We start from the raw sequence: 24286 nt of genomic DNA, 5'->3' as shown, positions 1-24286 counted from the left end.
ACGACCACTGCCTAGTTACGTTACCCGATGCCCACCCCCTTTGGCGAGGATTACTCGAGATCCTTACGCTTGGGGTTACGAGCTGGGTCACCCGAAAGGAACCCGAAAACAAAGAGCAGGACAAAGAAGGTCACAACGATATAAACGGTAATTTTGAGTGTTTCCATGATGTTGTCGTTTTTCGTAGCGTCACCTTCTGATCATACGGGATGAGGGACTCCCTCGCATCCCCTAAAACACTTGGCTTTTTGTGGCATCCGACAGCGTGGGAATTTCGGCATAGATGCCGCGTACAGACTGCACCACCGCATAGACGACGCCAATCACCGTGGCAATAAAGACAAAGTTGAAGAGCACTTTAATCAGCAGGTCAAAACTAGCAACGCGGATCAGCAGTTGTACCAGTAGTTGGACAATAAACAGCACAATCCCCATCAACAGTGCCTGCATCGTGTTATAGCGAATAAAAAGGCTGATACGACTGTTGCGCACCACCAGCAGGTACAACAGCATAAAAACAATTAGGCCAGCAAAGGGAATGGAGTAGATCAAGGCTACCGGTAAAACCACTAACACCAGTGCTTGCAGTGGTGGAAACAAATCAAACAAAAAGCCACCAAAGGGCATGACGTAGAAGAGCGGCAGCAGATACGCTAAGCTGGCAAAGATACGATCTAACGCAGTGGTCGTGGCACGCCAAGTCATGGGTTGCTCCTTTTAGGGGTTGGAGGGGGATTGACTCATGGCCTTCAGCAGTAGATCCGCCGAAATCATGTTGCATTCCACAACTTTACTGACCAGCGGTGGCCCCACTCGCGAGACAATGATCCCTTGCAGCTCCGGATTATTTCTGACTGACAGGATAGCAGCACCGATGATGGAACCGGAATCGGGAGCTGGGTTAGTACCATTGGTGGGTAGCATTTTGAGCAACTGGGCGATATCTGTACAACTTGCCCGTGACACATATTTTGCCAAGGAATCACTCAGCTGCTCAACCATGGTCTTCATCATTTCCGGAGGCAGCGGGCTGGCGCCTTGGGCACGCACTGGTTGACCTACTCCTAGGACAAGGATGCCACCTATCACAAGGGGAATGCCGATAGCCGACTTGAGCAATTGCAACATGTTCAACCTCATGTTCATTTGAACTCTCAGCCAATGTGCCAGCAAACTAGCTGTGACGCTCCTCAATCACCCGATCAATCAAGCCGTAGTTTTTTGCCTCTTCGGCGGACATGAAGAAGTCACGATCCATATCCCGCTCAATTTTTTCGAGGGGCTGGCCGGTATGGTGGGCGTATAGCTCATTGAGTTGTCGCCGTACCCGTAAAATTTCGCGAGCTTCGATCTCAATATCCGTTGCTTGGCCACGGGTACCACCAGAGGGCTGGTGAATCATGATGCGGGAGTGGGGTAATGCCAACCGTTTGCCTTTGGTACCGGCTGCAAGGAGGAAAGACCCCATCGAGGCAGCCAGACCCACACAAATGGTGACGACATCGGATTTAATATGTTGCATCGTGTCATAGATTGCCATGCCAGCGGTGACGGAGCCACCGGGGGAGTTGATGTAGAGCATGATGTCTTTGCCCGGATCTTCGGAGTCAAGGTAGAGCATCACTGCCACAATTTGGTTGGCAATCTCATCATCGACTTCTTTACCAAGGAAAATAATCCGCTCGCGATAGAGACGGTTGTAGATGTCAATCCACTGGGTGTAGGGTTCACCGGGCATCCGGTAGGGGACTTTGGGTACTCCGATGGGCATAGAATCCTTCCACGCTGAGCTATCAACGCCGCAACCTGAGCCATGAAGGCGGCTTTTCTCCCTGATTCTAACCTATTCCAAAGGCCTTCGCTCTAAACCTGGCAGAGGCAGAGGGCAAACCACTGCTGAGGGTCGGTAAAGGCCTTGATCCATCGAAATCCAGCAGCCGTTAATGCCGCCTTGAGGGCAGCAAGATCAAACTTGCGGGAAATTTCGGTGAGAATCGGTTCACCCACAGTAAAAGTGCACTGAAAATCAAGGGCAGCCAAGGTAACGGTTTGCCGCTGCTGTGAATCGAGATACATTTCAATTTGCTGGGCAATCGGGTTATAGATGGCGCGATGGGCAAAGGCTGCGGGCTGAAAATTTCCTTGAAAGCGCCAGTTGAGGTGATGGAGGAGATTGCGGTTAAAGGCAGCCGTCACCCCTTGGGCATCGTTGTAAGCAGGGAGCAAAATACTCGTGTCTTTGATCAGATCCACGCCCAGCAGGAAATAGTCCCCGTCCCTAAGAACCCGATGAATCTGTTGAAAAAGGGTCTGGCATTCGCTGGGGGAGAGGTTGCCAATGGTGCTACCGAGAAAGCAGAGCAAGCGCCGAGGTGCCAAGGGGGGCGGTAGGTGCTCTAATCCCACTTGATAGGTACCGACAAGACCATGAATACTGAGCTGCGGATAGTCGGCAAGAAGAGCCATGGCACTGGTTTTGAGGATTGAGCCACTGACATCAATGGGACGATAGTAAAGCCGAGGTTGTATGTGGGCATAGGCCGATAGGAGAAGGCGAATCTTGCGATCGCTGCCACTGCCCAGTTCCACCAGTTCACAGGCGCCCGTGAGTTGGGCGATCGCCCCGGCGGCGGTCTCTAAAATGCCCAATTCTGTACGGGTGGGGTAGTATTCCGGCAGCTCACAGATTTGCTCAAAGAGGCGTGATCCCGCAGCATCGTAGAAGTAGTAGGAGGGAAGAGACTTGGGTTGCTGAGTCAGACCTCGGATAACATCTTGGCCGTCCCGTTCTGTGGCGAGACTGGGTAAGTGGGTCAGGTGCAGGCGATCGCTCACAGGGAAAGCGGCTCCAGAATGTGCAAACCTTAAGATATTCTAGCCTTTAGCTGCTGCTCCAAACGCCGTCCCCACCACGCGATCGGCAAACTCATTAGCAGGTAGAGAATTAAGGCCAGCGCATACAGAGGAAATGGCTGGCTACTGTTGCGAATCACCCACACCCGCATCACTGAGGTTAAGTCCACGCCGGCAATCACACTGACAATAGTAAATGAGTGTATTTAGTGCTCCCCGCAAAAAGGCCGGCAGGGCAGCTTGGATCAGTTCCATCGAAGAGATTGGGTTACACCTGTTGCTCTAACTTAATGAGGGGTTCAGGGAGCTATCAGTCCCGCGCTCTACCTAAAAGGTGAGCTACATGGACTCCCCGCACTTATCGATTCGCCACCGCGACGCGAAAGCCAGCTACGATGGGGACGAGATTAAGTCTTTATCGTACACTTCGTACACTACAGTCCAGTCATGTAGTCCTCAATCGCCACCCACACCTCTGCACCACAGAGGACGGCACAGATGGTCAGACCAATGATGTCAAGGAGTTGATGCTCTAGCAAGTGTTCTGCGCGGGGGTCTTCTAGGGTTTTGACGTGGTCGAGCAGACGGGCAGAGGGTTGGCATGGTGGCATTCCCACAAACGATTGGCTTACTTTTCTACTATGCGTTTGCCCTAGAAATCCTCGTCCTAGGGTTGCGATCGCGCCCATCCCCTTGATATACTAGGCAAGCTGATTAAGTTGCCCTCGGCAAATCAGTGTATTTTTTGCACATTTTTGGTTGGACACCATCATCACTGTAGGTTGGGTATAGTTGCATGGCTCGATATCGTGGCCCTCGTTTGAGAATTGTCCGTCGTCTGGGTGAACTGGCTGGTCTCACCCGCAAAGCCCCCAAGCGGAGCTATCCCCCCGGTCAACACGGCCAAGCCCGCAAAAAGCGTTCGGAATATGCCCTGCGCCTTGACGAAAAGCAAAAACTGCGCTTCAACTACGGGGTCTCGGAGCGGCAACTTGTACGCTATGTGCGCAAAGCCCGTCGGGTCAGTGGTTCCACGGGGCAAACCCTTCTACAGTTGTTGGAAATGCGGCTGGATAACACTGTTTTCCGCCTTGGGATGGCACCAACGATTCCAGCAGCCCGCCAACTGGTGAATCATGGCCATATTCTGGTCAATGGCCGCAGTGTATCTATTCCCAGCTATCAGTGCCGTCCGGGGGACGTGATTACCGTCCGCGATAATGAGCGATCGCGCCGCTTGGTGGAAACCAACCTTCAAAATCCCGGTCTTGCCAATCTTCCCAGCCACTTGGAACTGGATAAAAGCACCCTCACCGGCAGAGTCACTGGTATTGTCGAACGGCAATGGGTTGCTCTCCAAGTCAATGAACTCCTCGTGGTTGAGTACTACTCCCGCAAAGTCTAGAGTATCGCCGCCCTTCCTATGGCAGAAGCCTATCTTCTGGAAAAACTTCGCACTGTCGAGCAAACCTTTACAGAACTTACCCGTCGCTTGGCGGATCCCGATGTGGCGGTCAACCCAACCGAATTTCAGAAGGTGGCTCGCTCCCGTGCTGCCCTAGAGGAGACGGTGAACGCCTATCACGAATGGCAGTCCCTCAATCAGCAACTGGTGGATGCCCGCCAACTGCTTAAAGAAGCAGTCAATGAACCCGAGCTACGCCAGATGGCTGAAGAAGAAGTCGCGGATCTCAGCCGCCGCATTACCGAACTGGAGGAACGCCTAAAAATTCTGCTGCTGCCCCGTGACCCCAATGATGATAAAAACATCATGCTCGAAATTCGAGCGGGTGCTGGGGGCGATGAAGCGGGAATTTGGGCAGGGGATTTAGTGCGAATGTACTCCCGCTACGCCAAAAGCCAAGGCTGGCAGGTGAGCTTAGTCAGTGAATCCCTTGCAGAAATGGGGGGCTTCAAGGAAGCCATCCTCGAAATCAAAGGCGATCGCGTCTATAGCAAGCTGAAGTTTGAATCCGGTGTCCATCGCGTGCAGCGGGTGCCTGTCACCGAAGCGGGGGGCCGAGTTCACACCTCTACGGCCACCGTGGCGGTAATGCCCGAAGTGGATGAAGTGGAAGTAGAAATTGATCCCAAGGATATTGAACTCACCACAGCGCGATCCGGAGGTGCCGGTGGCCAAAACGTCAACAAAGTAGAAACAGCCGTTGACCTCTTCCACAAGCCGACGGGTATTCGCATCTTCTGCACCGAAGAGCGTAGCCAACTGAAAAACAAGGAGCGCGCGTTCCAAATCCTACGGGCAAAACTCTACGAAATGAAGCTGCGGGAACAGCAGGAAGCCATTACCTCAATGCGTCGCTCCCAAGTGGGTACGGGCGATCGCTCCGAAAAAATTCGCACCTACAACTACAAAGACGATCGCGTCACCGACCACCGCTTGGGACAAAACTTTACCCTCAGCAGTGTCCTAGAAGGGGATCTAGAACCCATTATTCAAGCCTGCATCAGCCGTGATCAGCAGGAACAACTGGCACAACTGGCTGCCGAACAAGCCTAGGAGGATCAAATGACCAAATTTGTGGCTTGGGGACGCTACTGTGAGGATGTCCTCGAACGGCGTGCCCCCCATCGCCAAGCACACCTCGACGGCCTTGCGGCTCAAAAAGCCCAAGGGGTGCTCATCACCATTGGTCCTACGAAAGACCTGCGCTACTTTTTTGCCATTTACGCGGCGGATAGCGAAGAGACCGTGCGCCAATTGATTGAAAACGACCCCTACTGGCAGCATCAGGTGTGGATAGAGTACAGCATTCATGAGTGGATCCAAGCCCTCTAAGGGCGAGGGCGGATCCGCAACTCACTTAGGGCGCAAGGGCATTGCCCCGCATCAGGCTACCAATCGTTTTTGCCGTAATTTTCAACTGCACTAAGGGATTAGCCGGCACCACCGTCTTGTAGAGGTAGCTATCGAAGGTCAGCTTCTGTACATCAATATCGCTACACATCTCCACAAAAGCCTCACGGGTGGCATCGGAGCGATAAAAGACCCGTTGCAGCAGATCTAACACTAGGTACGTCATGCCGTAGGCTTTGTCCCAGCGCTTCAGGTAGAGCTTGAGATCTGCTTCGGTGGGGATACGGCGACCGCTGTTGGAGGTCTCGACAATGGTTTCAGCGCACATGCGGGCTGACTTGGCGGCAAAGTAAATGCCTTCCCCAGAAGACTTGGTGACCGTACCGGCTGCATCTCCCACCAAAGCCACGCGACCGACCACCCGTCGCGGCCGCGGATGCTCAGGAATGGGGTGAGCCTCCACTTTAATAATTTGCCCCCCTTCCAGTTTGGCAGCAGCACGGGCGCGGATTCCCGCTTGCAACTCCCGAATGCGATCTTTGTTAATCTTCATGGTGCCGGTGCCCACGGCCACATGGTCATATTTCGGGAAAACCCATGCATAGAAGTCTGGGGACACGTCATCCCCCACGTACATTTCTGCCAACTCGTTGTAGTAGGTCATTTTGTCCTCAGGCAGGCGGATGCGCTCCTGATAGGCAATGGCGTAGTTGTAATCGCCGGCATCAATTTCCTTGGCAATGCGGGAATTTGCCCCATCGGCACCAATCACCACATCCACTTCAAGGGCCTGAGCTGTGCCATCCTCTTGGACATAGTGGAGGGTGTAGGGCTGATCGCTGGTGGCGGGCTGCTCCAGCTTAAAGACGGTGCCATTGATCAAGTTGGCGCCCAAATCCGCCGCCCGATTGCGCATAAAGCTATCGAGGACTTCGCGGCGACACATACCGATATACTCGTGGTCTTTGAGGGTATGGCCAATGTTCACCTCGATATTGGAGGGGGAAATCATCTTCATTTTGCGCACGCGGCGGTCAATGATTTCCGGCGGCAAGTCAAATTCACTGACCATGCACAGGGGGATCGCACCGCCACAGGGCTTGGCATTGTCTAATTTACGTTCAAAGAGATAGGTCTGGATTCCGGCTTTGGCTAAGGTTTCGGCGGCTGAGGAACCCGCTGGACCACCACCGACCACTGCTACCCGAAGTGACAACGGACGACTCCCAATTTTGGCTAACAAACAACAGTTTGGATACTATCACGGCAATTTTTTGTCTTCAAGGATTTAATCCCGAAAAGCCGCATCTGTAACAGTTTTCAACATTTGGCCATCGTTGATCCGTTAGGATAGATCTATCTATGGATTCAGAATTGATCCAGCGTGCGGACTGTAGCAGAAGCTACCCAATTTGTCTCTCGCGGTGGAGAATGGTATCATTTGCGAGGTTGTACAATTTACACCATTTCCCAGAGAAGTTTAAGGTAGGGCATTCACATGGCATCGTCTCCTGTTGCGCCCGTTGTTTTGATGATTTTGGATGGCTGGGGCTATCGCGAAGAGACCTACGGTAATGCGATCGCTAGCGCCAATACACCTGTCATGGACAGTTTGTGGCAAGCCTACCCCCACACATTGATTTACACCTCTGGGAAGGCGGTGGGACTCCCCAAAGGTCAAATGGGTAACTCCGAGGTGGGGCATTTAAATATCGGTGCTGGGCGCATTGTTCCCCAAGAGTTGGTGCGCATTTCCGATGCCGTTGAAGATGGTAGCCTCTTTAGCAATCCCGTCCTTGTGAAGCTCTGCCAAACTGTGAAGGAGCGCAAGGGCAAGCTGCATTTTATCGGTCTGTGTTCTGCAGGCGGGGTGCATTCCCACATTGATCACCTCTACGGCTTGGTGGAACTGGCCAAGCGCCATGAGTTACCGGCCTGTATTCATGCCATTACCGATGGTCGCGATACACCCCCCCGCGATGCCGCAGGTGTCCTTGAGGAATTGGAGCAACGCCTGAAAACCATTGGCTGCGGACGAATTGTGACGGTGAGTGGTCGCTACTATGCCATGGATCGCGATCGCCGTTGGGATCGTACCGAGGCGGCCTACCGCGTCATGACCAGCAATGAAAATATTCAACCCCTGCAGGCGGTGGATGTCGCCAGTAAGTCCTATGCCCAAGATATTGGCGATGAATTTATTGTCCCCACGCGCATTGCTGAAGGAGCCGTTGAACCCGGCGATGGCGTGGTGTTCTTTAATTTCCGTCCCGATCGCGCCCGCCAGCTCACCCAAGCCTTTATTGACCCTGACTTTAGTGGCTTTGAGCGGACGCTAATTACGCCCTTGGAATACGTGACCTTCACCCAATACGATGCCAACTTTAACTGTGGTGTCGCCTTCCCGCCCCAAAACCTCAATCATATCCTTGGGGAAGTGATTGCCGAGCATGGCCTGAAGCAATTGCGGGCAGCGGAAACAGAAAAATATGCCCACGTCACCTATTTCTTCAATGGCGGCCTTGAGGAACCCTTCCCCGGCGAAGATCGCATTCTCATCCCCAGTCCAATGGTGGCCACCTACGATCAAGCGCCAGCCATGTCTGCCCTTGCCGTCACAGAAGCGGTTAAGGAGGCCATTGAGAAACAGGAATATGCCCTAATTGTGGTGAACTTTGCTAACCCCGATATGGTGGGGCACACGGGGCAATTAGTGGCAACAATTCAAGCCATTGAAACCGTGGATCGCTGTGTAGGCGTATTGGTGGAAGCAACAACAAAGGTGGGGGGCACGCTGCTGATTACCGCTGATCATGGCAACGCTGAGTACATGATTGACGAGGACGGTAACCCTTGGACGGCTCACACCACTAACCCCGTTCCCTTCATCTTGGTGGAAGGGGAGAAACGCAAAATCCCCGGCCATGCTACAGATGTGAGCCTGCGAGAGGATGGGTGTCTGGCGGATATTGCGCCAACAATTCTGGAAATTTTGGGGCTGCCTCAACCCCCTGAGATGACCGGGCGATCGCTGATTGCCAGTGCCCCCTATGAAACGCGCCTCAATCGCACCCCAGTCTCTGTGAAGGTCTAAGGGCATTCTCAACCCAAGAGCGACGGCAGAAAATTTTAAGAAATCTTAAAATAGGAACAGTGCTTGTCCTGTTTTTATGGCCACGTTTCGCTCCATTCTGGGTTACTATCGCGCCTATCGGGGGATGGCGATCGCCAGTATGACCGCAGCTAGTCTCTGCGAACTGGTGGATTTGCTCGTGCCCTATGCCATTGGTCAAATTCTCAACCTGCTCTCGCAACAACCCCTCGATCCGCCAGTGGTGGCGATCGCCCATACGCTGCAAACATGGACGGGCTGGAACAATGCCTTTGGCGTCAATCTCACCGTTCTCGGCAGTATTGTCTTTTTGGCCACTGTGGTGCGTGCCCCAATTCAACCGTGGCTGGGGGTATGGTTCCACTGGTGGATTGCCTTGGCTGCCCGCCGCGACCACACTCGCAAAGCCGTCGAGAAAATTCTGACGCTGCCCCTAGAATTCTTTGAGGAAAACAACCCGGGTCGCATTGCCAATCGTGTTAGCAAAGGGATTTCCAACCATACGTGGAGCTATCCCGAAATTGCCGGTCAACTGATTCCCAAACTGGTACGGGTGCTGGGGATTGGCGTGATTGTCTGGTGGCTTGATTGGCCGATCGCCCTTGGGTTGTTGACCTCCTTTACTGTGATTCTGGTGCTGACCCTGCGCACCCTGCGACGGATCATTCAAAAGGAAGAAATTCTCGACAGCCACATCGAAAGCACAGAAAGCCGCACCTCAGAAATCATTACCAATATCAAAACCGTCAAGGCCTTTGCCACCGAGGCTCGGGAATTGGCTCGCCAAAGGCAGCGCCTTGATCGTGAGTTCAAGATGGTCATTGACCGCATCCATCGCGGCTATATGCACCTGATTACTTGGCAGGGAACTGTAGTCCAGTTCTGTCTTTTCAGTTTGTTGGGGTTTTCCCTAGCAGCCACAATCGCCGGCCGGGTCTCGATTGGTCACTTTATGACGATTTACACCCTTGCCAGTATGGCCTATGCCGAAATTACCCCCCTCTCGCAGGTGTCGGAGGTGTTTGCCCGCCGCTATGCCTCCATTTTGCGCTTCCATGAATTTATGGAATTGCCCCCCGGTCGTGATGCCATTGATCTGGAGCAACAGGAGATTCCTAGCCTGAAGTTTTCCGGCAAAGTGGATTTTCAGCACGTTTGGTTTAGCTACACGCCGGGGCGTCCCATTCTGCGGGATATTAACTTACTCATTGAACCCTGCCAAACGGTGGCCTTGGTGGGGCGATCGGGTTCCGGGAAATCCACCTTGATCAAGCTGCTCTTTCGCTACTTCCAGCCGGATCAGGGGCAGATTCTCATTGATGGCCAAGATATTCAAACCCTCGATGTCCGCGCCTATCGCCGTCGTTTGGCCATTGTCCACCAAGAGGTGGATGTCTTTAATGGCACCCTCTGGGATAACCTCACCTATGCCAACCCCGAGGTCAGTGCCGACGCCGTCTATGAGGCCTGTGCCATTGCGCGGGTGGATGAATTTGTGCAGCAGTTGCCTTTGGGCTATCGCACAATTGTCGGTGAACGGGGGTTGCGGCTTTCGGGGGGACAGCGGCAGCGCCTAGGGATTGCCCGTGCCCTCTTGGCGGATCCCGATGTGTTGATTTTTGATGAAGCGACCTCAAGTCTGGATTATGAATCGGAGCGGGAAATTCAACTGGCCCTGCGCTCCATTACCGGCACTCGCACAATGATTGTGATTGCCCACCGCCTCAGTACGGTACGGGACGCCAATCAAATTGTGGTTTTGGATCAAGGGACGATTCGCGAGCAGGGAGACCATGAGACACTCCTCGCCCAAGGGGGGTTGTATGCCCATCTCTACTCGATTCAGCGCGATCGCGCCCCCCATGCCTAACTGAGATCGACACCAAGGAAGCGATCCAAAAGCCGATAGCGCCAAAAAGCCCGCAAGACCACCACCCATAGCAAGACAATCAGCACAATCAATGCCCATAGTGACCACGACAGGGGTTCCAACTCGGCCACTGCCCGTAGGGTCGGCGAGAAGCTGATGATCAGGAAGGCAGCCAGCAGAGCTAAAACCACAGCAACATAACGCCAGTTGCCCACTAAAGGCGCACCGCCAACCCATGTGGGATGGGGAGGTTTGAGAAACAGGACTAAACAAAGGGAGGCCAGCATCAGGGTCGTCACCAAGGCCGTGCGGGCGATCGCCACACTCTGCCCCAGTTCTAAGAGCACCTCGCGGCCATTCAACAGCGTTGGATCAAAGCGTCCTTGGAGCAATTCCACAAGGGGCGTCAGTTCCCGTGCTAACACCCCCAAGTACATGAAAATGGCCAACAGTGCGAGGCTTAGGGTGGCGGGGATGACAAAGTGCAACAATGAACGAATCAGCGATCGATGGGGACGCGGCCCCGGCACTGCCCAAAAAGCCACCGCCAAGGTCGGCAGACCCACTCCCCACAGGGTGAGCAGGCTATTGTGCTTAATCAGCAGCGGAAAGGCGCGCCCTGCCATAACGGTGACTAGACAAAGCAAACTAAAGCTAAACACCCGCACCAAAAAAAGCTTCGTGACATCTTGAATGCCGTTGTAGATGCGCTGTCCTTCCCGAAAGGCGGCTGGTAAGGCGGCAAAGGAATCCGCAAGCAATACAATATCAGCCACATTCCGGGTAATGGCACTGCCACTTTCCATAGCAATTCCCACGTTGGCCTGCTTCAGGGACAGCACATCATTGACACCATCGCCAATCATGGCCACCTGATGCCCAAGGGCGCGTAGTCGAGTCACGAGTTTCGCCTTTTGCTCGGGGGTAATGCGACCAAAGACCGTGGCTTTCTCGGCCATTTGATCAAAGCTGGGATCATCCATGGCGGCCAAGTCTGCGCCGGAGATGGCGATCGCCCCATCATCGAGACCCACTTGTTTCGCAAGGGCAACAACGGTTTCCGCGTGGTCGCCGGAGATAATTTTGATTTGAATTCCGGCTTGCTGAAAGCGTTCTAGAACCTCACGGGATTGGGGTCGCAGGCGATCGCCCACCCAAATCACTGCTAAGGGTTCTAGGTCTGGGGGCAAGAGGGCAGTCTCCTGCCGCTCATCCCATTGCGGATCACTGCAACTACGGGCAAAGAGAAGCACCCGCAATCCCTGCTGCCGTCCCCGCTGGAGTAATTCAGTCACCTCAGGGGAGAGGTCTTCAGCCTTGAAGAGAACATCCGGTGCCCCCAAGATAAACGTTTCCGAGTCCTGCCACGCTGCGGCACTCCACTTGTAGGCGGAGGAAAAGGGAATTTCGAGGCGTAGGGGCTGGGGCCTGCCGTCAAAGGCCTCCGTGAGGGCAACAAGGGTGCGGTTCGGAGCACTAACACTGGCGGTAAACGTGGCGAGAGCCGCTTTTGTCTTTTCCTCTGTATCAGTGAGGGCGTACCAGCTATGGAGTTCAAGGGCATTGGCCGTCAGTGTGCCCGTTTTATCAAGGCAGAGAATATCGACGCCACTGAGGGATTCAATGGCATTCACCTGCTGCACCAAGACATTGGCACGGGAGATGCGCAATGCCCCCAAGGCATAGGTGAGCGTAATTGTCAGATACAAGCCCACGGGGACAAGACCCGCCACCACTGCCGCCGTTTGCACACTCATTTGTAGGGTGGTCAGGCGTACCAACAGCGAAAGCAACACCAATAGCCACAGGAAAATGGCAAGGGCAAGGATGACGCGAATAATCAGGTTAATTTCCCGTTGCAGGGGGGTCAGTTTGTGGTGGTAAGTTTTGGCGGCAGCAGTTAGTTGATGGGCGGTACTGGCTTCCCCCACCTGTTCGGCGACATAGGCAGCGGCGCCGCGCACACAAAAGCTCCCAGAGTACAGGCGATCGCCCGCTTGCTTGGAGATGAGATCCGACTCCCCTGTGAGCAAAGACTCATCCACTTGGATCTGTCCATCACCAACGACAGTGCCATCGGCAACGATTTGATCCCCCGGCTCCAAAAGGAGAATATCCCCTTCTACGACTTCTGCGGGATCAATAATGGCCTCTTGGCGATCGCGCAGCACCTTGACACGGGGACGGGTGAGGAGGCTAATTTCATCCAACTGCCGTTTGGCGCGAATTTCTTGCAGGATGCTAATGATGGCATTGAGAAACACCACCACGATGATGGCGGCCACATCTCCCGGACGACCTAAAAAGAGCAAAATGACGCTAATAAAAGCAAAAACCCCATTGATAAACGTGAAGAGGTTTTCCCGCAAAATGTCGCCATAGGTGCGATTGCTTTCACTCGCTTGACGGTTAATGCGACCTCTGGCTTGCCGCTCCGCCACTTCCGCCGCTGTCAGACCCGTCAATGGTGCTGTCATACCCTAAGTTTCCGCTGACTTAACCACAAACACCGAACAGGGGGCATCCGCCACAACGGCGCCACTTACTGAGCCTTGCACAACCCGCTCAACCCCCGTGAGGCCACGACTCCCCAGCACAATCAGGTCTGCCCCATAGATATTGGCCAAGCGTAAAATTTCCTCGACGGGGTCACCGGTAACAATTTCAATTTCCGAGTCACAGGGGAGGTGGCTTTGGAACTGTTGTAAATGCTGCTCAATACTGCGGTAGGTGCCCATTTGCGGATGCAACGAGGGGCGATCGGCACTGACCCCAAACCCCGACTCCACCGGTGAAATCACATGACTGAGAATCACTTGGGCATCTGGGTCAAGATTTAACTGTGCCACCGCTGCCATCACCCGTGCCGATAACTCACTGGTATCGAGTGCCACTAAAATTGTTTTGAACATGCCTGTGACTCTGTACTTGCAATCTCCTAGTCTGCCACAAGAGCGCAAGTAGCGGTCAAACTGCCCTTCTGGATAGCTATTCGCAATGATTATTAACCACACCTATCGGTTTATTTTCCTGAAAACTCGTAAAACTGCTGGCACCAGTATTGAAATTGCCCTCTCCCAGTTTTGTGGTAGTCAGGATGTCATCACACCGATTCGCTGGCAGGATGAGCGCATCCGTCGTCAATTGGGTTATCCAGAGCCTCGCAATTTTCGTGCTCCCTTGGTTGACTATCGGTTGTCAGACTGGCTCGCTCTCTTTTATCAGGGGTCTAAGCGCAAGTGTAACAATCACTTCACGGCTGCCGAAGTTAACAACGCGATTAATCCCGACATTTGGCATAACTACTTTAAGTTTTGCTTTGAACGTAATCCCTTTGATAAGGCAATTAGTCGCTATTACTAGGAAATTCCATCGGCAACCCCAAATGAGGTATAGCTCCTTTGAGCATACAAAAGGATGACGAGGGGAAATTAAGTAAAAGTACTCAATGATAATGTCAACATTTGTTACAAACGTTACTGGGGATCATAAGACTTGTGGAGAATCCCCATCAAATGCTGACATTTCCTCGCATTCCTAAGGGGATCGCAGTAGCTTGAGTATCAGTACAGGACAGCAGGTGAATGTGTTGTGACGGTGTCGGGCGGTTATAAAAATGCCTGGATGAGTACACCAAGGAATTGTTCTGTCAAGACTGCAAACCCTATCCAAGAGTGCCTATGAAAGTTGGGGTCGTTAAGGAACGCGAAGTGGGTGAACAACGGGTTGCCCTGATTCCCGAAGTCGTTGCCAAGCTGGTGCAGCAGGGGTATCACCTCTGTGTGGAGTCTGGTGCAGGGGATATGGCTCACTTCAGCGATGATGACTACCGTGCAGCAGGTGCGGAAATTGGTTACTCCATTGAAGAGGTCTGGGGCGGTGTGGATGTGCTGCTCAAAGTGGCGCCGCTGCGCGATCGCGAGGTGGAGTGGATTCGACCCGGCACCACCTTAATTAGTTTTCTCAATCCCTTGGGCAATCCATGGCAGATGCAACACTTGGCAGAGCGGCAGATTACTGCCTTTGCCCTCGAGTGTATTCCCCGCACGAGTCGCGCCCAGAGTATGGATGCTTTGTCTTCCCAAGCAGCAGTGGCAGGGTATGCGGCGGTGTTATTGGCCGCTTCCCATTTGCCGCGCTTTTTCCCGATGTTGACGACGGCAGCGGGTACGATTCCCCCCGCCAAGGTGTTTGTGATTGGGGCAGGGGTGGCTGGCTTGCAGGCGATCGCCACCGCGCGGCGTTTGGGAGCCGTGGTTGAAGCCTTTGATATTCGCCCAGCGGTCAAGGAGGAAGTACAAAGCCTCGGTGCCAAATTTGTCGAAGTTAACCTTGAGGAGGATACGGTTGCTGCCGGCGGCTATGCCAAAGAGGTTTCTGAGGCGGCGAAGCACAAAACCCAAGAGGCGATCGCTGCCCATGTCCACAGTGCCGATGTGGTCATTACCACTGCTCAAATTCCCGGCAAGCCTGCCCCTCTTTTGGTGACAGAACGGATGGTGGCCAGCATGAAACCGGGTTCGGTGATTGTGGATTTAGCCGCTGAGCAGGGGGGCAACTGTGCCTGCACAGAACCGGGGCGCTCTATTTGTCATCAGCGGGTCACCATTATTGGCCCAATTAATCTGCCCTCGACAATGGCGGTGCATGCCAGTCAAATGTATGCCAAAAACATTTCGACCCTTCTGAAGTACCTCACCCCCCAAGGGGAATTGGTCTTGAACTTTGGCGATGACATTGTGGATGCCGCCTGTGTCACCCATGAAGGGCAGGTTCGCAACCCACGGGTACTGCAACTGCTGCATCCTGCCCAAACCTTGGCAACAACGGTTTAGAGATGTCCCTAGAGGATTCGTTCTATGACAGATCCCATTCTTGTCGGTCTGATGATTTTTGTCTTGGCCAGTTTCATTGGCTTTGAGGTGATTAACAAAGTTCCCCCCACCCTGCATACCCCCTTGATGTCTGGTTCCAATGCCATTTCGGGGATTGCCGTAATTGGTGCCCTACTGATGGCGGGGAGTGGGCACACCACTTTAACGGTGGTCTTGGGATTTATTGCGACAGTGCTCGCCACGATTAATGTGGTGGGCGGTTTTTTGGTCACGGATCGCATGTTGCAGATGTTTAAGCGGTAGGAACCATGGATTGGCTAACACGCATTGAAGAATTGAGCTATCTGGGTGCTGCGGCGCTCTTTATCCTCGGTTTGAAAAAACTGGGGTCTCCGGCCACGGCCCGTCAAGGAAATCGCCTTGCCGCCTTGGGGATGTTGATTGCGATTGTGGTCACGCTCCTCGATCGCCAGATTATTAGCTATACGGGCATCCTAGCGGCCATTGGCCTCGGCAGTGTCATTGGCGCGATCGCTGCCTACAAAGTGGAAATGACGGCCATGCCCCAGATGGTGGGGTTACTCAATGGCTTAGGAGGGGCGGCCTCTGCCTTGGTGGGCATTGGGGAATTTTGCCGCATCGTTGCGTTGGGTGAACCGCTGACCCCCAGTACGCTGATCACCATTCTTTTGGGGGTGCTGATTGGGGGTGTCACCCTTACTGGTAGCCTTGTGGCTTTTGGTAAGCTTCAGGGATTGATTTCGGGAACCCCGATCATTTTCCCGATGCAGCAGGCGATTCACCTCGGCTTGCTGGTGGCTTTCTGGGTGGCCAGTGGCTGGGTGTGGTTGCATCCAAGTCAGATGCCGATTTTCTGGGGCCTAGTGGCGATCGCCAGCATTTTGGGGGTGCTCTTTGTCCTGCCCATTGGCGGTGCTGATATGCCGGTTGTGATTTCCCTTTTGAACTCCCTTTCGGGCTTGGCTGCCAGTGCTGCGGGCTTCATCGTTGGCAACAGTATGCTGATTATCGCGGGTGCCTTGGTGGGAGCTGCGGGGCTGATTCTGACCCAAATTATGTGCAAGGCCATGAATCGCTCCTTGGCCAATGTGCTCTTTAGTGGCTTTGGTAGCTCGACCACAGGCAGTGCTGAGGGTAGTGTTCATGCCACCGCGAAGTCAGTGCGCACCATTGACCCCGAAGAAAGTGCGATGATGCTGGGTTATGCCAAATCTGTGGTCATTGTTCCCGGCTATGGGATGGCGGTTGCCCAAGCGCAGCACAGTGTCAAAGAACTGGCAGATCAACTGGAGCGGCTGGGTGTGGATGTCAAATACGCGATCCACCCGGTGGCAGGTCGCATGCCTGGTCACATGAATGTGCTGCTTGCCGAAGCCAATGTCCCCTACCCCCAACTCAAGGACATGGAGGACATTAATCCAGAGTTTGAGCATGTGGATGTGGCACTGGTCATTGGTGCCAATGATGTCGTGAATCCAGCCGCGCGCACGAACCCCGGTAGCCCTGTCTATGGGATGCCCATTCTCGATGTGGATCGGGCACGACACACGATTGTGATCAAGCGCAGTCTCAATCCGGGCTTTGCCGGTATTGACAATGAGTTGTTCTACAAGGACAGAACTCTAATGCTGTTTGGCAATGCCAAGGAAGTGCTCAATCAACTCATTGCTGAGGTCAAACACCTTTAGGCAGTTGCCTTGGCCACGCGACGGTCAAAAACAGGGGCAATTTCTGCTAGGTCAAACTGATCAAGGCGATCGAGCACCCACTGACAACGACGCTGGAGCATGTGAAAGGGATAGGTGTGCGCGACCCCCAAGACTTTGACACCAGCTTCACGGGCGGATTGCACCCCCACCAAGGTGTCCTCGATCGCCAGACAATCAGCGGCTGTGAGATCGCCCCCTAGGGCTTGCAAGGCTGCAATGGCACGGAGATAGGGGTCGGGATAGGGTTTGCCGCGTTCCACACTTTCGGCACTGATAATGCAGTCCACAATGCCAGTCAAGTTTCCCCGCTCAAGAGCCAAGTCCACATCGGATCGCAGGGCACCGGTGACAATGGCAATTTTCAATTGCGCAGCATGGAGTTTCGCCAGCAGGGCGATCGCCCCCGCAAAGAAGGGAAAAGGCTCCATATTGGCTAGGCGTGCGCGGTAGGCAGCTGCCTTTTGTGCCACCAGTTTGTCGAGATAGGCCGGCGTCACTACCCGGCCGCGGCGACTGAGGAGATTATCCAAACAGGCGCGATCGCTGCGTCCCAAGCAAAAGAGATCGTATTCCCCCCGCTGGGGTCGCAAGTTCTCTTGCAGCAGAATCTCATCAATGAGGGCGGCATGGATCGCCTCATCATCAAGGATCACCCCATTGAAATCCAATAAGACTGCCTTCAGGGGCATAGTTAACTGCGCTACTTGTGTGCCAACTCTGGGAATAACTGCTGAATCCGTGCTTGGAGTTGCTCCGCAGCGCTGAGGTGCGCCATCTCTGCTGGGGGTCGCATGAGGGATTCTCCCACCAAAATTGCCTTGGCTCCCGCTTGGGTCACCCGCTCAACATCAGCGCGCTGATGAATGCCCGATTCACTGACCACGAGGATGTCGCGATCGCGCAGTTGCGCCCCATAGGTGGCCAAAAGCTGTTCAGTGGTGGCTAGATCAACACTAAAATCCGTCAAATTGCGATTGTTGATGCCCACCAACTGTACGTCCTCCAGCTCAAGTACCCGTTCCATCTCCTCGGCGCTGTGCACCTCCACTAATGCGGTTAGCCCCAAGCCATGGGCAATGCGCAGGAAATAACGCAGATCGCGATCCGAGAGAATGGCAGCGATTAAGAGAACCGCATCAGCGCCCCGCAACCGCGCTAAGAACATTTGGTAGGGGTAAATGATAAAGTCCTTGCACAGCAGTGGCACGTCCACCACTTGGCGAATTTGAGCCAGGTACTCAAAACTGCCTTGGAAAAACTCACTGTCCGTTAGGACGGAAAGGCAAGTCGCGCCAGCGGCAACATAGGCTTGGGCGATCGCCACCGGGTCAAAGTTGGGGCGAATCACCCCTTTACTGGGAGAGGCCTTCTTGACCTCGGCAATCAGTGCTGGCTGGGTGACAGGGTTTTGCAGCGCGGCGAAAAAGGAGCGTACGGGTGGTGCATCGAGTACCTGACGTTGCAAGTCCGGCAGGGGGAGCACTTCCCGCAGTTGCTCTACCTCCTGTTCCTTGTGCCAAACGATTTTCTCAAGGATATTGCGGGGAGCCTCATCGGCCACCGGTACTTGGTAGTGGAGGTTGCGAACGGTTACAGCGGGATTAGGGGGACGCCGGCGAATTTGCATGATGAGTGTCGTATGGAGTTGCAACAGTTGAACACTAAGATAAATCACATTGGCTGTACTAAACCATTCTCCCTTAGTCCTTATTTACAATCTGAGTTCGGATGGCCATTGGCGTTTGGGTTTTAGGCGATCAACTGTGGCAAGGGCAATCAGCTCTGCAAAGCTGTCCAACTTCTGTGCCCGTCATCCTCATTGAGTCCCGCCAATGGGTGCAACAACGCCGCTACCATGCCCAAAAACTCGTGCTGGTGTGGTCGGCCATGCGCCACTTTGCCCAAGAACTCGAGGCAGCCGGTTGGCCGGTGACCTATGCGATCGCCCCCGACTTTGCTACCCCCTTGCGACAGTGGATTGAAGCTCACCATATCCACGAACTGCGGATCATGCAGCCCAGCGATCGCCCCTTTCGGGATCTGATCGCTACCCTCGATCTCCCCTGTACCATTAAGTTCTTGCCCAACAATCACTTTCTCTGGTCAGAAGCAGAATTTCAGGACTGGGCGAAGGGTCGCAAAACGCTGGTGTTGGAGTATTTCTACCGCGCCGGTCGCCAACGGTTTCAAATTCTCATGGACGGCAAATCCCCCGTGGGTGGCAAGTGGAACTACGATGCCGAAAATCGCCAACCGCCGCCTACTCGCCTCAAACCGCCACCACCGCTGCGCTTTTCTCCCGATCAGATCAGCCAAGAAGTCATTGAGACAGTGCGCCAAGGCAACTTTGACACCTACGGCCACATCGAACCCTTTGACTGGGGAGTCACCCGCGCCCAAGCGCTGCAGGTCTTGGAAAACTTTATTGAATACCGCTTGCCCCAGTTTGGCCCCTACCAAGATGCCATGGTGGCAGGAGAAGAGACCCTATGGCACAGTTTGCTGTCCCCCTATTTGAACCTAGGGCTATTGCACCCCCAAGAAGTGATCGATGCTGTCTTAGCCGCCTATAGGGAACGGCCGCTGCCCCTCAACAGTGTGGAGGGCTTTATTCGCCAAATTCTCGGCTGGCGTGAGTATATGTATGGTCTCTATCACTACCTTGGTGCTGACTACTGCCAGCATAATTTCTTTCAGCACACTCACCCCTTACCGACGTTCTTTTGGCAGAGCGATCGCGCCACCATGAACTGTCTGCGCCACGTTCTGCAGCAAATTGAGCGCACAGGCTATGCCCACCACATTCAACGGCTGATGATCCTCGCCAACTTTGCCCTGATTACTGGCTTGTCTCCGCAAGAAGTGGAAAACTGGTTCCACAGCGTATTTATTGATGCCTACGACTGGGTGATGCAAACCAATGTTTTGGGAATGGGCTTATTTGCCGATGGCGGACGCTTGGCCTCCAAGCCCTATGCGGCGTCTGCTAACTACATTCAGCGCATGAGTAATTATTGCCAAGGGTGCGCCTATGATCCCAAGCAACGAGTGGGCGATCGCGCCTGTCCCTTTAACTTTTTTTATTGGCACTTTCTAGCCCGGCACCGCAAAATCTTGAGTCGCCAAGGACGCATGAGCATTATCCTCAAAAATTTGGATAAACTGAGTGCCACAGAAACGGCAGCCATTCAACAGCAGGTGCAGCAGTGGTATGCTGAAAATTCATAGCCTCGAAAATAAAAAGTGTATTCTACATAACATTCATTTGCCATACGTCTTAAATTTAATCCGAAGTCAGTGAATCTGGAATAAACGAAAAATTCGGGTATTTTGAAATCTAGTGGGAATCGAACTTAACCAAAAGATAACCAAAAAATAATTTCCTCCTACTCTTAAGTCGAGATAATTTAAGTGAGGTAAAGCAGAGTACAGTCTTCACGCTAAAACAATTGAATACTCATTCTGGGGGACAATCAAATGAATGAGACAGTCAATATCCAACTGTCTGCAGCCGCTACATTGGCTGACTTACCCTATTTTTCCTATCAGGTTTCCCCTGAAACCATCTCTGAAAAAGTGGCTGATGAATTTCAACGTTATCCTGAGCTACCGGGGGTACTGGTGGTGGCAGGCGATCGCGTCATCGGCATGATCTCCAAGGTCAAGTTTTTTGAGCGCATGAGCAAGCAGTTTGGTCGCGATCTCTACTTGCCGCGCCCGATTAAATTGCTGCCAGAAGTTGCTGCACCCCAAGTACCTCCCCTTGTTTTGATGGCACGCACTCCTGTGGAAGAAGCTGTGGAACAGGCCTTGAGTCGCCCCCCCGCCTTTGTCTACGAACCCGTGGTCGTGCGTAAGGGCAAGCAACTGGTGTTGGTGGATATGCGGCTGATCCTGATTGCCCAAGCGCAAGTGCTGAGCAAGAAAAATCTCTTCATTCAGCAGCAGCACTTCCACACCCAGCAACTCCTTGAGAAGTTAAAGCTGGAAAAAGAGCGGAACCAAGACTATGCCAAGCGCCTTGAAAGCGAGCTGACCCGCACCCAACAGATGAACGAAGCCCTAGAGCAGCAGGAGCGCTCTGTGCGTGAGCAAGCGGAGCGGATTGCCCAACTCAATCAACGGTTCGTCTCCATTAGCCAAGTTCTTTCCCAGCGGGGGCGCAAAGCCTTTCAGCAAACCTTCACCGGGGTTAACCAAATTAGCCGTCACACAGCGGAGGTTTATCGCCTCAGCGAACGGCTGAAACAGGACGTGGAAATTATCGACCAAGCCACCCATCAAATTGCTGAGATTACCCGTCAGGTGAAACACCTTGCGGTGCAGGCGGGGCTGATTGCCAGTCGCAGTGGCCAGCAGATGGCTGGTTTCGATTTTATCAGTGAGGCAATTAACAAATTGGCCAACCAAGTGGTCTTTGCCAACCAACAAGTAGAGGAAATGGCCAATCATTTTCGCCATCACATTCGCGAGGTTGTAGAGTCCACCGCCTCTGGGGAAAAAATCGCGCGATCGCTCCTCAGTCAAGTGGAAGATACCCAACAAGCCATCCAAGAACTACAAGCGCTACTGGATACTGAGGAAGCCACGACTCAGACAGAGACCATGCCAGCGGCAGCAGTTGCTTAGGGCAGCCCGTGGATTTAGACCCTCGCCGCGGGGTATCGTGAATTTAGTCCATTGATTTCTATCTCGCCTATTCAGGATGCCCCAACCCACTGTGATTCTCCATGGCGGCGCCGGCAGCTCGCTCCAAGACAAAGGCGGTCTCATTCCCGTCCGCCAATCCCTGCATGCCATTGTCAGCCAAGTGGTTCAGACCCTAAAAGAAGGGGCAACGGCGATTGAGGCAGTGGTTTTGGGGTGTCGGCTCCTAGAGGATGAACCGCGCTTTAATGCAGGCACGGGGTCTGTGCTGCAATCCGACGGTCAAATTCGCATGAGTGCCTCGCTCATGGATGGGCAGCGGCAGCGCCTCAGCGGTGTCATTAATATCTCACGGGTGAAAAATCCCATTGACCTTGCGCATTGGTTGCAACAGTGCCCTGACCGTATTCTGTCCGATGTGGGAGCAGCAGAGCTCGCTCGTGAATTGCAGCTTCCTGTGTATCAACCCCTCACGGATCAGCGACTCTACGAGTGGCTCGAGGAACGCAAAGGCAATTTCCAAACATCGATGGCCGGAGTCGTGGCTGAGGAGGCAAGGCGGGGCACGATTGGTGTCGTGGTTTTAGATCAGCAGGGACACTTGGCCGTGGGGACTTCCACTGGCGGCAAGGGCTTTGAGCGTATTGGGCGGGTGAGTGACTCCGCAACGCCAGCCGGCACCTATGCCAACAGCTTAGCAGCAGTCAGTTGTACTGGCATTGGTGAGGATATTCTGGATGAGGCGCTGGCCACGCGGATTGTGGTGCGCGTCACCGATGGGCTTTCCCTTGAGGCGGCCTTTGAAAAATCCTTTCGGGAAGCCGCGAGTCGGCAACGGGATTTTGGCGCCATTGGCCTCGACCATCAAGGGGCGATCGCCTGGGGCAAAACCTGTGATGTCCTGCTGGCGGCCTACTGGAATGGCATCACCATTGGTGACACCTTAGACCTACCCCCCGGCCTGCAGGTGGGCGGCCAAAAATAATTTATCCTTGCTGTCAAGTTTTTTTATTGCCAGCTCAATGCAATTGGCTGCATCTGTTAGGGTAAAGGCCTATAATTTTAAGTGTTTTTACATTTGGCCGATGTCCCTTGAGGGAACCCTATGACCAATACGACCTCGCCTGCCATCCTCAATCCAATTGCTCGTCCTGAAGTTCCCCAAGAACTTGCGGAAAATATCATCCTTACTTCCCTCAACGATGTTTATGACTGGGCACGGCTATCGAGCCTCTGGCCGCTCATGTATGGCACTGCCTGCTGCTTCATTGAGTTTGCGGCCATGATTGGCTCGCGCTTCGATTTCGATCGCTTTGGCTTGGTGCCCCGCAACAGCCCCCGTCAGGCGGATTTGATCATCACCTCTGGCACCATCACGATGAAAATGGCACCCGCCTTGGTGCGCCTCTACGATCAAATGCCCAATCCCAAGTACGTGATTGCGATGGGTGCCTGCACGATCACAGGGGGGATGTTTAGCTCTGATTCTTATTCCGCCGTGCGTGGTGTGGACAAGCTGATTCCCGTGGATGTCTATTTGCCCGGCTGTCCGCCCCGTCCAGAAGCGATCATGGATGCGATCGTCAAGCTGCGCAAGAAAATTGCCAATGAGCATATCAGTGAGCGTGGCAACCTTGCCCAAACCCATCGCCTCTTTACCGCCAAGCACAAGATGAAGCCGGTGCCCCCTATTCTCACCGGTCAATATCTCAATGCTCCCAGTCGCCAAGCGCCTCCTCCTGCCCTTGCTGCAGCGATGGGAATTGCTGTTCCTGCCCTTGGGGAAGCGGTGAGGGAAACCAGCACCGTTTCAGAATAATCTAGTCGTTTTGGTGAAGAGGTAGTCATCGATGGCAGTTTCAACAGAGCTTTTGGTACTCGGTGTCTATGGCGCCTTGGCAGGGCTATATCTGCTGGTGGTGCCAGCGATCGTCTATGCCTATTTGAATGCTCGCTGGTATGTGGCTGGCTCCTTTGAGCGGGCATTTATGTACTTTCTGGTGACGTTCTTCTTTCCGGGATTACTCCTGCTGGCTCCCTTTATTAACTTTCGTCCCCAACCGCGCTCTCTCGATTCCTAGGTGCTATGCGCCGCATTGATGTTCTAGGGATTGGTATTGGTGTTTTCCTTGCGGGCGGCTTGGTTTATCTGCTGTTGCGCATTGCGGGGGTTGAGCCGCTTCAAGCCGGGATTTGGAGTCAAGCCATTTTTGTCTTGGTGGTTCTGGGTTGGCTCTCCACCTATCTCCTGCGGGTCTTTACAGGACGGATGACCTACCATCAGCAACTCAAAGACTATGAGGAGGCCGTGATGAGCGATCGCCTTGCGCGGATGTCGCCAGAGGAGCTAGCCGCCCTTGAAGCAGAAATTCTAGCGGAATCCAGCGAGATTGCCGATCCAGAATTGGGCGATAATTAGCTCAA

General features: G+C 53.6%; 27 protein-coding genes. 15 read left to right on the top strand and 12 right to left on the bottom strand.

Features of this window, described 5'->3' with window-relative positions:
* Positions 1-50: 50 nt before the first annotated feature.
* From RHH53_RS01595 to RHH53_RS01565, 7 genes are all read right to left on the bottom strand, one after another.
* A complete protein-coding gene (locus RHH53_RS01595) occupies positions 51-167 on the bottom strand; it encodes a photosystem II reaction center protein I (RefSeq protein ID WP_011056917.1) in 117 nt (38 codons plus the stop codon).
* Between the two features lie 64 nt (positions 168-231).
* Entirely contained in the window at positions 232-705 is a 474-nt protein-coding gene (locus tag RHH53_RS01590) for a Tic20 family protein (protein WP_206200775.1), read from the bottom strand.
* Between the two features lie 12 nt (positions 706-717).
* The gene (locus RHH53_RS01585) at positions 718-1128 is read right to left on the bottom strand and encodes a hypothetical protein (RefSeq protein WP_310744000.1); all 411 of its coding nucleotides are present in this window, start codon (positions 1126-1128) and stop codon (positions 718-720) included.
* Positions 1129-1174: 46 nt separating this feature from the next.
* Positions 1175-1771, bottom strand: a complete 597-nt coding sequence (locus tag RHH53_RS01580; RefSeq protein ID WP_225901614.1) for an ATP-dependent Clp protease proteolytic subunit — start codon at positions 1769-1771, stop codon at positions 1175-1177.
* 92 nt (positions 1772-1863) lie between these two features.
* The gene (gene egtD / locus RHH53_RS01575; RefSeq protein ID WP_206200773.1) at positions 1864-2835 is read right to left on the bottom strand and encodes an L-histidine N(alpha)-methyltransferase; all 972 of its coding nucleotides are present in this window, start codon (positions 2833-2835) and stop codon (positions 1864-1866) included.
* 29 nt (positions 2836-2864) lie between these two features.
* The gene (locus tag RHH53_RS01570) at positions 2865-3023 is read right to left on the bottom strand and encodes a hypothetical protein (protein WP_206200772.1); all 159 of its coding nucleotides are present in this window, start codon (positions 3021-3023) and stop codon (positions 2865-2867) included.
* Positions 3024-3287: 264 nt separating this feature from the next.
* The gene (locus tag RHH53_RS01565) at positions 3288-3464 is read right to left on the bottom strand and encodes a transposase family protein (RefSeq protein ID WP_225901682.1); all 177 of its coding nucleotides are present in this window, start codon (positions 3462-3464) and stop codon (positions 3288-3290) included.
* Positions 3465-3649: 185 nt separating this feature from the next.
* Here RHH53_RS01565 and rpsD point away from each other — a divergent pair, with 185 nt between their 5' ends.
* The 3 genes from rpsD to RHH53_RS01550 are packed head-to-tail and all read left to right on the top strand — an operon-like array spanning position 3650 to position 5650.
* A complete protein-coding gene (gene rpsD, locus RHH53_RS01560) occupies positions 3650-4258 on the top strand; it encodes a 30S ribosomal protein S4 (RefSeq protein WP_181495092.1) in 609 nt (202 codons plus the stop codon).
* A gap of 18 nt (positions 4259-4276) precedes the next feature.
* The gene (gene prfA / locus RHH53_RS01555) at positions 4277-5371 is read left to right on the top strand and encodes a peptide chain release factor 1 (protein ID WP_310743999.1); all 1095 of its coding nucleotides are present in this window, start codon (positions 4277-4279) and stop codon (positions 5369-5371) included.
* Between the two features lie 9 nt (positions 5372-5380).
* Positions 5381-5650 carry a YciI family protein gene (locus tag RHH53_RS01550; protein ID WP_302677106.1) on the top strand — a complete coding sequence of 90 codons (270 nt, stop codon included), beginning with the start codon at positions 5381-5383 and terminating at the stop codon, positions 5648-5650.
* Between the two features lie 25 nt (positions 5651-5675).
* On the opposite strand, the gene chlP is transcribed toward RHH53_RS01550, so the two are convergent.
* Positions 5676-6884: a geranylgeranyl reductase gene (gene chlP, locus RHH53_RS01545; protein WP_310437921.1), complete on the bottom strand. Its 1209-nt coding sequence runs from the start codon at positions 6882-6884 to the stop codon at positions 5676-5678.
* A gap of 282 nt (positions 6885-7166) precedes the next feature.
* On the opposite strand from chlP, the gene gpmI reads away from it, so the two are divergent.
* The gene (gene gpmI, locus RHH53_RS01540; protein WP_310743998.1) at positions 7167-8762 is read left to right on the top strand and encodes a 2,3-bisphosphoglycerate-independent phosphoglycerate mutase; all 1596 of its coding nucleotides are present in this window, start codon (positions 7167-7169) and stop codon (positions 8760-8762) included.
* A gap of 76 nt (positions 8763-8838) precedes the next feature.
* Positions 8839-10650, top strand: coding sequence for an ABC transporter ATP-binding protein (locus tag RHH53_RS01535; protein ID WP_310453164.1), 1812 nt, complete (start codon positions 8839-8841; stop codon positions 10648-10650).
* Here RHH53_RS01535 and RHH53_RS01530 read toward each other — a convergent pair.
* Positions 10647-13127: an HAD-IC family P-type ATPase gene (locus tag RHH53_RS01530; protein ID WP_310743997.1), complete on the bottom strand. Its 2481-nt coding sequence runs from the start codon at positions 13125-13127 to the stop codon at positions 10647-10649. The two genes, RHH53_RS01535 and RHH53_RS01530, sit on opposite strands and share 4 nt — an antisense overlap.
* Before the next feature lie 3 nt (positions 13128-13130).
* On the bottom strand, positions 13131-13562 hold the full coding sequence (locus tag RHH53_RS01525) for a universal stress protein (RefSeq protein ID WP_206200764.1): 432 nt from the start codon (positions 13560-13562) through the stop codon (positions 13131-13133).
* Between the two features lie 85 nt (positions 13563-13647).
* On the opposite strand from RHH53_RS01525, the gene RHH53_RS01520 reads away from it, so the two are divergent.
* The 4 genes from RHH53_RS01520 (at position 13648) to RHH53_RS01505 (ending at position 17194) form a co-directional block, all read left to right on the top strand.
* Complete coding sequence (locus RHH53_RS01520) at positions 13648-14013, top strand: sulfotransferase family 2 domain-containing protein (RefSeq protein ID WP_206200763.1); 366 nt, start codon at positions 13648-13650, stop codon at positions 14011-14013.
* Between the two features lie 317 nt (positions 14014-14330).
* Positions 14331-15485 (top strand): Re/Si-specific NAD(P)(+) transhydrogenase subunit alpha, encoded by a 1155-nt coding sequence (locus tag RHH53_RS01515; RefSeq protein WP_302677101.1) that lies wholly within the window; start codon positions 14331-14333, stop codon positions 15483-15485.
* Positions 15486-15509: 24 nt separating this feature from the next.
* Complete coding sequence (locus RHH53_RS01510; RefSeq protein ID WP_206200761.1) at positions 15510-15788, top strand: NAD(P) transhydrogenase subunit alpha; 279 nt, start codon at positions 15510-15512, stop codon at positions 15786-15788.
* A gap of 5 nt (positions 15789-15793) precedes the next feature.
* Positions 15794-17194 (top strand): NAD(P)(+) transhydrogenase (Re/Si-specific) subunit beta, encoded by a 1401-nt coding sequence (locus RHH53_RS01505; RefSeq protein ID WP_302677100.1) that lies wholly within the window; start codon positions 15794-15796, stop codon positions 17192-17194.
* Here RHH53_RS01505 and RHH53_RS01500 read toward each other — a convergent pair.
* A complete protein-coding gene (locus RHH53_RS01500) occupies positions 17191-17904 on the bottom strand; it encodes an HAD family phosphatase (protein ID WP_310437917.1) in 714 nt (237 codons plus the stop codon). The two genes, RHH53_RS01505 and RHH53_RS01500, sit on opposite strands and share 4 nt — an antisense overlap.
* Positions 17905-17915: 11 nt before the next feature.
* Positions 17916-18842: an indole-3-glycerol phosphate synthase TrpC gene (gene trpC, locus RHH53_RS01495; RefSeq protein ID WP_206200758.1), complete on the bottom strand. Its 927-nt coding sequence runs from the start codon at positions 18840-18842 to the stop codon at positions 17916-17918.
* Between the two features lie 101 nt (positions 18843-18943).
* On the opposite strand from trpC, the gene RHH53_RS01490 reads away from it, so the two are divergent.
* The 6 genes from RHH53_RS01490 to RHH53_RS01465 all read left to right on the top strand — a co-directional run bounded on the left by RHH53_RS01490 (position 18944) and on the right by RHH53_RS01465 (position 24281).
* On the top strand, positions 18944-20443 hold the full coding sequence (locus RHH53_RS01490) for a cryptochrome/photolyase family protein (RefSeq protein WP_310743996.1): 1500 nt from the start codon (positions 18944-18946) through the stop codon (positions 20441-20443).
* A gap of 249 nt (positions 20444-20692) precedes the next feature.
* Positions 20693-21844: a hypothetical protein gene (locus tag RHH53_RS01485; RefSeq protein ID WP_310453160.1), complete on the top strand. Its 1152-nt coding sequence runs from the start codon at positions 20693-20695 to the stop codon at positions 21842-21844.
* A gap of 76 nt (positions 21845-21920) precedes the next feature.
* Entirely contained in the window at positions 21921-22847 is a 927-nt protein-coding gene (locus tag RHH53_RS01480; protein ID WP_310743995.1) for an isoaspartyl peptidase/L-asparaginase, read from the top strand.
* 120 nt (positions 22848-22967) lie between these two features.
* Positions 22968-23681: a photosynthetic/respiratory NAD(P)H-quinone oxidoreductase subunit K gene (gene ndhK, locus RHH53_RS01475; protein WP_206200754.1), complete on the top strand. Its 714-nt coding sequence runs from the start codon at positions 22968-22970 to the stop codon at positions 23679-23681.
* Positions 23682-23712: 31 nt separating this feature from the next.
* The gene (gene ndhL, locus RHH53_RS01470; RefSeq protein WP_181495109.1) at positions 23713-23943 is read left to right on the top strand and encodes a photosynthetic/respiratory NAD(P)H-quinone oxidoreductase subunit L; all 231 of its coding nucleotides are present in this window, start codon (positions 23713-23715) and stop codon (positions 23941-23943) included.
* Positions 23944-23948: 5 nt separating this feature from the next.
* Entirely contained in the window at positions 23949-24281 is a 333-nt protein-coding gene (locus tag RHH53_RS01465) for a DUF3007 family protein (protein ID WP_206200753.1), read from the top strand.
* Positions 24282-24286: the final 5 nt, after the last annotated feature.

Origin of the sequence: Thermosynechococcus sp. PKX82 (genome assembly GCF_031583255.1) — a bacterium.
GTDB lineage: Bacteria > Cyanobacteriota > Cyanobacteriia > Thermosynechococcales > Thermosynechococcaceae > Thermosynechococcus.
Note: the sequence above shows the minus strand (reverse complement) of the source record. Positions and strands in the feature narration are given on the sequence as shown.

What these genes read in the sequence shown, in the direction of transcription:
- RHH53_RS01595 (WP_011056917.1), bottom strand. Translation starts at nt 167, where the DNA reads ATGGAAACACTCAAAATTACCGTTTATATCGTTGTGACCTTCTTTGTC.
- RHH53_RS01590 (WP_206200775.1), bottom strand. Translation starts at nt 705, where the DNA reads ATGACTTGGCGTGCCACGACCACTGCGTTAGATCGTATCTTTGCCAGC.
- RHH53_RS01585 (WP_310744000.1), bottom strand. Translation starts at nt 1,128, where the DNA reads ATGTTGCAATTGCTCAAGTCGGCTATCGGCATTCCCCTTGTGATAGGT.
- RHH53_RS01580 (WP_225901614.1), bottom strand. Translation starts at nt 1,771, where the DNA reads ATGCCCATCGGAGTACCCAAAGTCCCCTACCGGATGCCCGGTGAACCC.
- RHH53_RS01565 (WP_225901682.1), bottom strand. Translation starts at nt 3,464, where the DNA reads ATGCCACCATGCCAACCCTCTGCCCGTCTGCTCGACCACGTCAAAACC.
- rpsD (WP_181495092.1), top strand. Translation starts at nt 3,650, where the DNA reads ATGGCTCGATATCGTGGCCCTCGTTTGAGAATTGTCCGTCGTCTGGGT.
- prfA (WP_310743999.1), top strand. Translation starts at nt 4,277, where the DNA reads ATGGCAGAAGCCTATCTTCTGGAAAAACTTCGCACTGTCGAGCAAACC.
- RHH53_RS01550 (WP_302677106.1), top strand. Translation starts at nt 5,381, where the DNA reads ATGACCAAATTTGTGGCTTGGGGACGCTACTGTGAGGATGTCCTCGAA.
- gpmI (WP_310743998.1), top strand. Translation starts at nt 7,167, where the DNA reads ATGGCATCGTCTCCTGTTGCGCCCGTTGTTTTGATGATTTTGGATGGC.
- RHH53_RS01535 (WP_310453164.1), top strand. Translation starts at nt 8,839, where the DNA reads ATGGCCACGTTTCGCTCCATTCTGGGTTACTATCGCGCCTATCGGGGG.
- RHH53_RS01530 (WP_310743997.1), bottom strand. Translation starts at nt 13,127, where the DNA reads ATGACAGCACCATTGACGGGTCTGACAGCGGCGGAAGTGGCGGAGCGG.
- RHH53_RS01525 (WP_206200764.1), bottom strand. Translation starts at nt 13,562, where the DNA reads ATGTTCAAAACAATTTTAGTGGCACTCGATACCAGTGAGTTATCGGCA.
- RHH53_RS01520 (WP_206200763.1), top strand. Translation starts at nt 13,648, where the DNA reads ATGATTATTAACCACACCTATCGGTTTATTTTCCTGAAAACTCGTAAA.
- RHH53_RS01515 (WP_302677101.1), top strand. Translation starts at nt 14,331, where the DNA reads ATGAAAGTTGGGGTCGTTAAGGAACGCGAAGTGGGTGAACAACGGGTT.
- RHH53_RS01510 (WP_206200761.1), top strand. Translation starts at nt 15,510, where the DNA reads ATGACAGATCCCATTCTTGTCGGTCTGATGATTTTTGTCTTGGCCAGT.
- RHH53_RS01505 (WP_302677100.1), top strand. Translation starts at nt 15,794, where the DNA reads ATGGATTGGCTAACACGCATTGAAGAATTGAGCTATCTGGGTGCTGCG.
- RHH53_RS01500 (WP_310437917.1), bottom strand. Translation starts at nt 17,904, where the DNA reads ATGCCCCTGAAGGCAGTCTTATTGGATTTCAATGGGGTGATCCTTGAT.
- trpC (WP_206200758.1), bottom strand. Translation starts at nt 18,842, where the DNA reads ATGCAAATTCGCCGGCGTCCCCCTAATCCCGCTGTAACCGTTCGCAAC.
- RHH53_RS01490 (WP_310743996.1), top strand. Translation starts at nt 18,944, where the DNA reads ATGGCCATTGGCGTTTGGGTTTTAGGCGATCAACTGTGGCAAGGGCAA.
- RHH53_RS01485 (WP_310453160.1), top strand. Translation starts at nt 20,693, where the DNA reads ATGAATGAGACAGTCAATATCCAACTGTCTGCAGCCGCTACATTGGCT.
- RHH53_RS01480 (WP_310743995.1), top strand. Translation starts at nt 21,921, where the DNA reads ATGCCCCAACCCACTGTGATTCTCCATGGCGGCGCCGGCAGCTCGCTC.
- ndhK (WP_206200754.1), top strand. Translation starts at nt 22,968, where the DNA reads ATGACCAATACGACCTCGCCTGCCATCCTCAATCCAATTGCTCGTCCT.
- ndhL (WP_181495109.1), top strand. Translation starts at nt 23,713, where the DNA reads ATGGCAGTTTCAACAGAGCTTTTGGTACTCGGTGTCTATGGCGCCTTG.
- RHH53_RS01465 (WP_206200753.1), top strand. Translation starts at nt 23,949, where the DNA reads ATGCGCCGCATTGATGTTCTAGGGATTGGTATTGGTGTTTTCCTTGCG.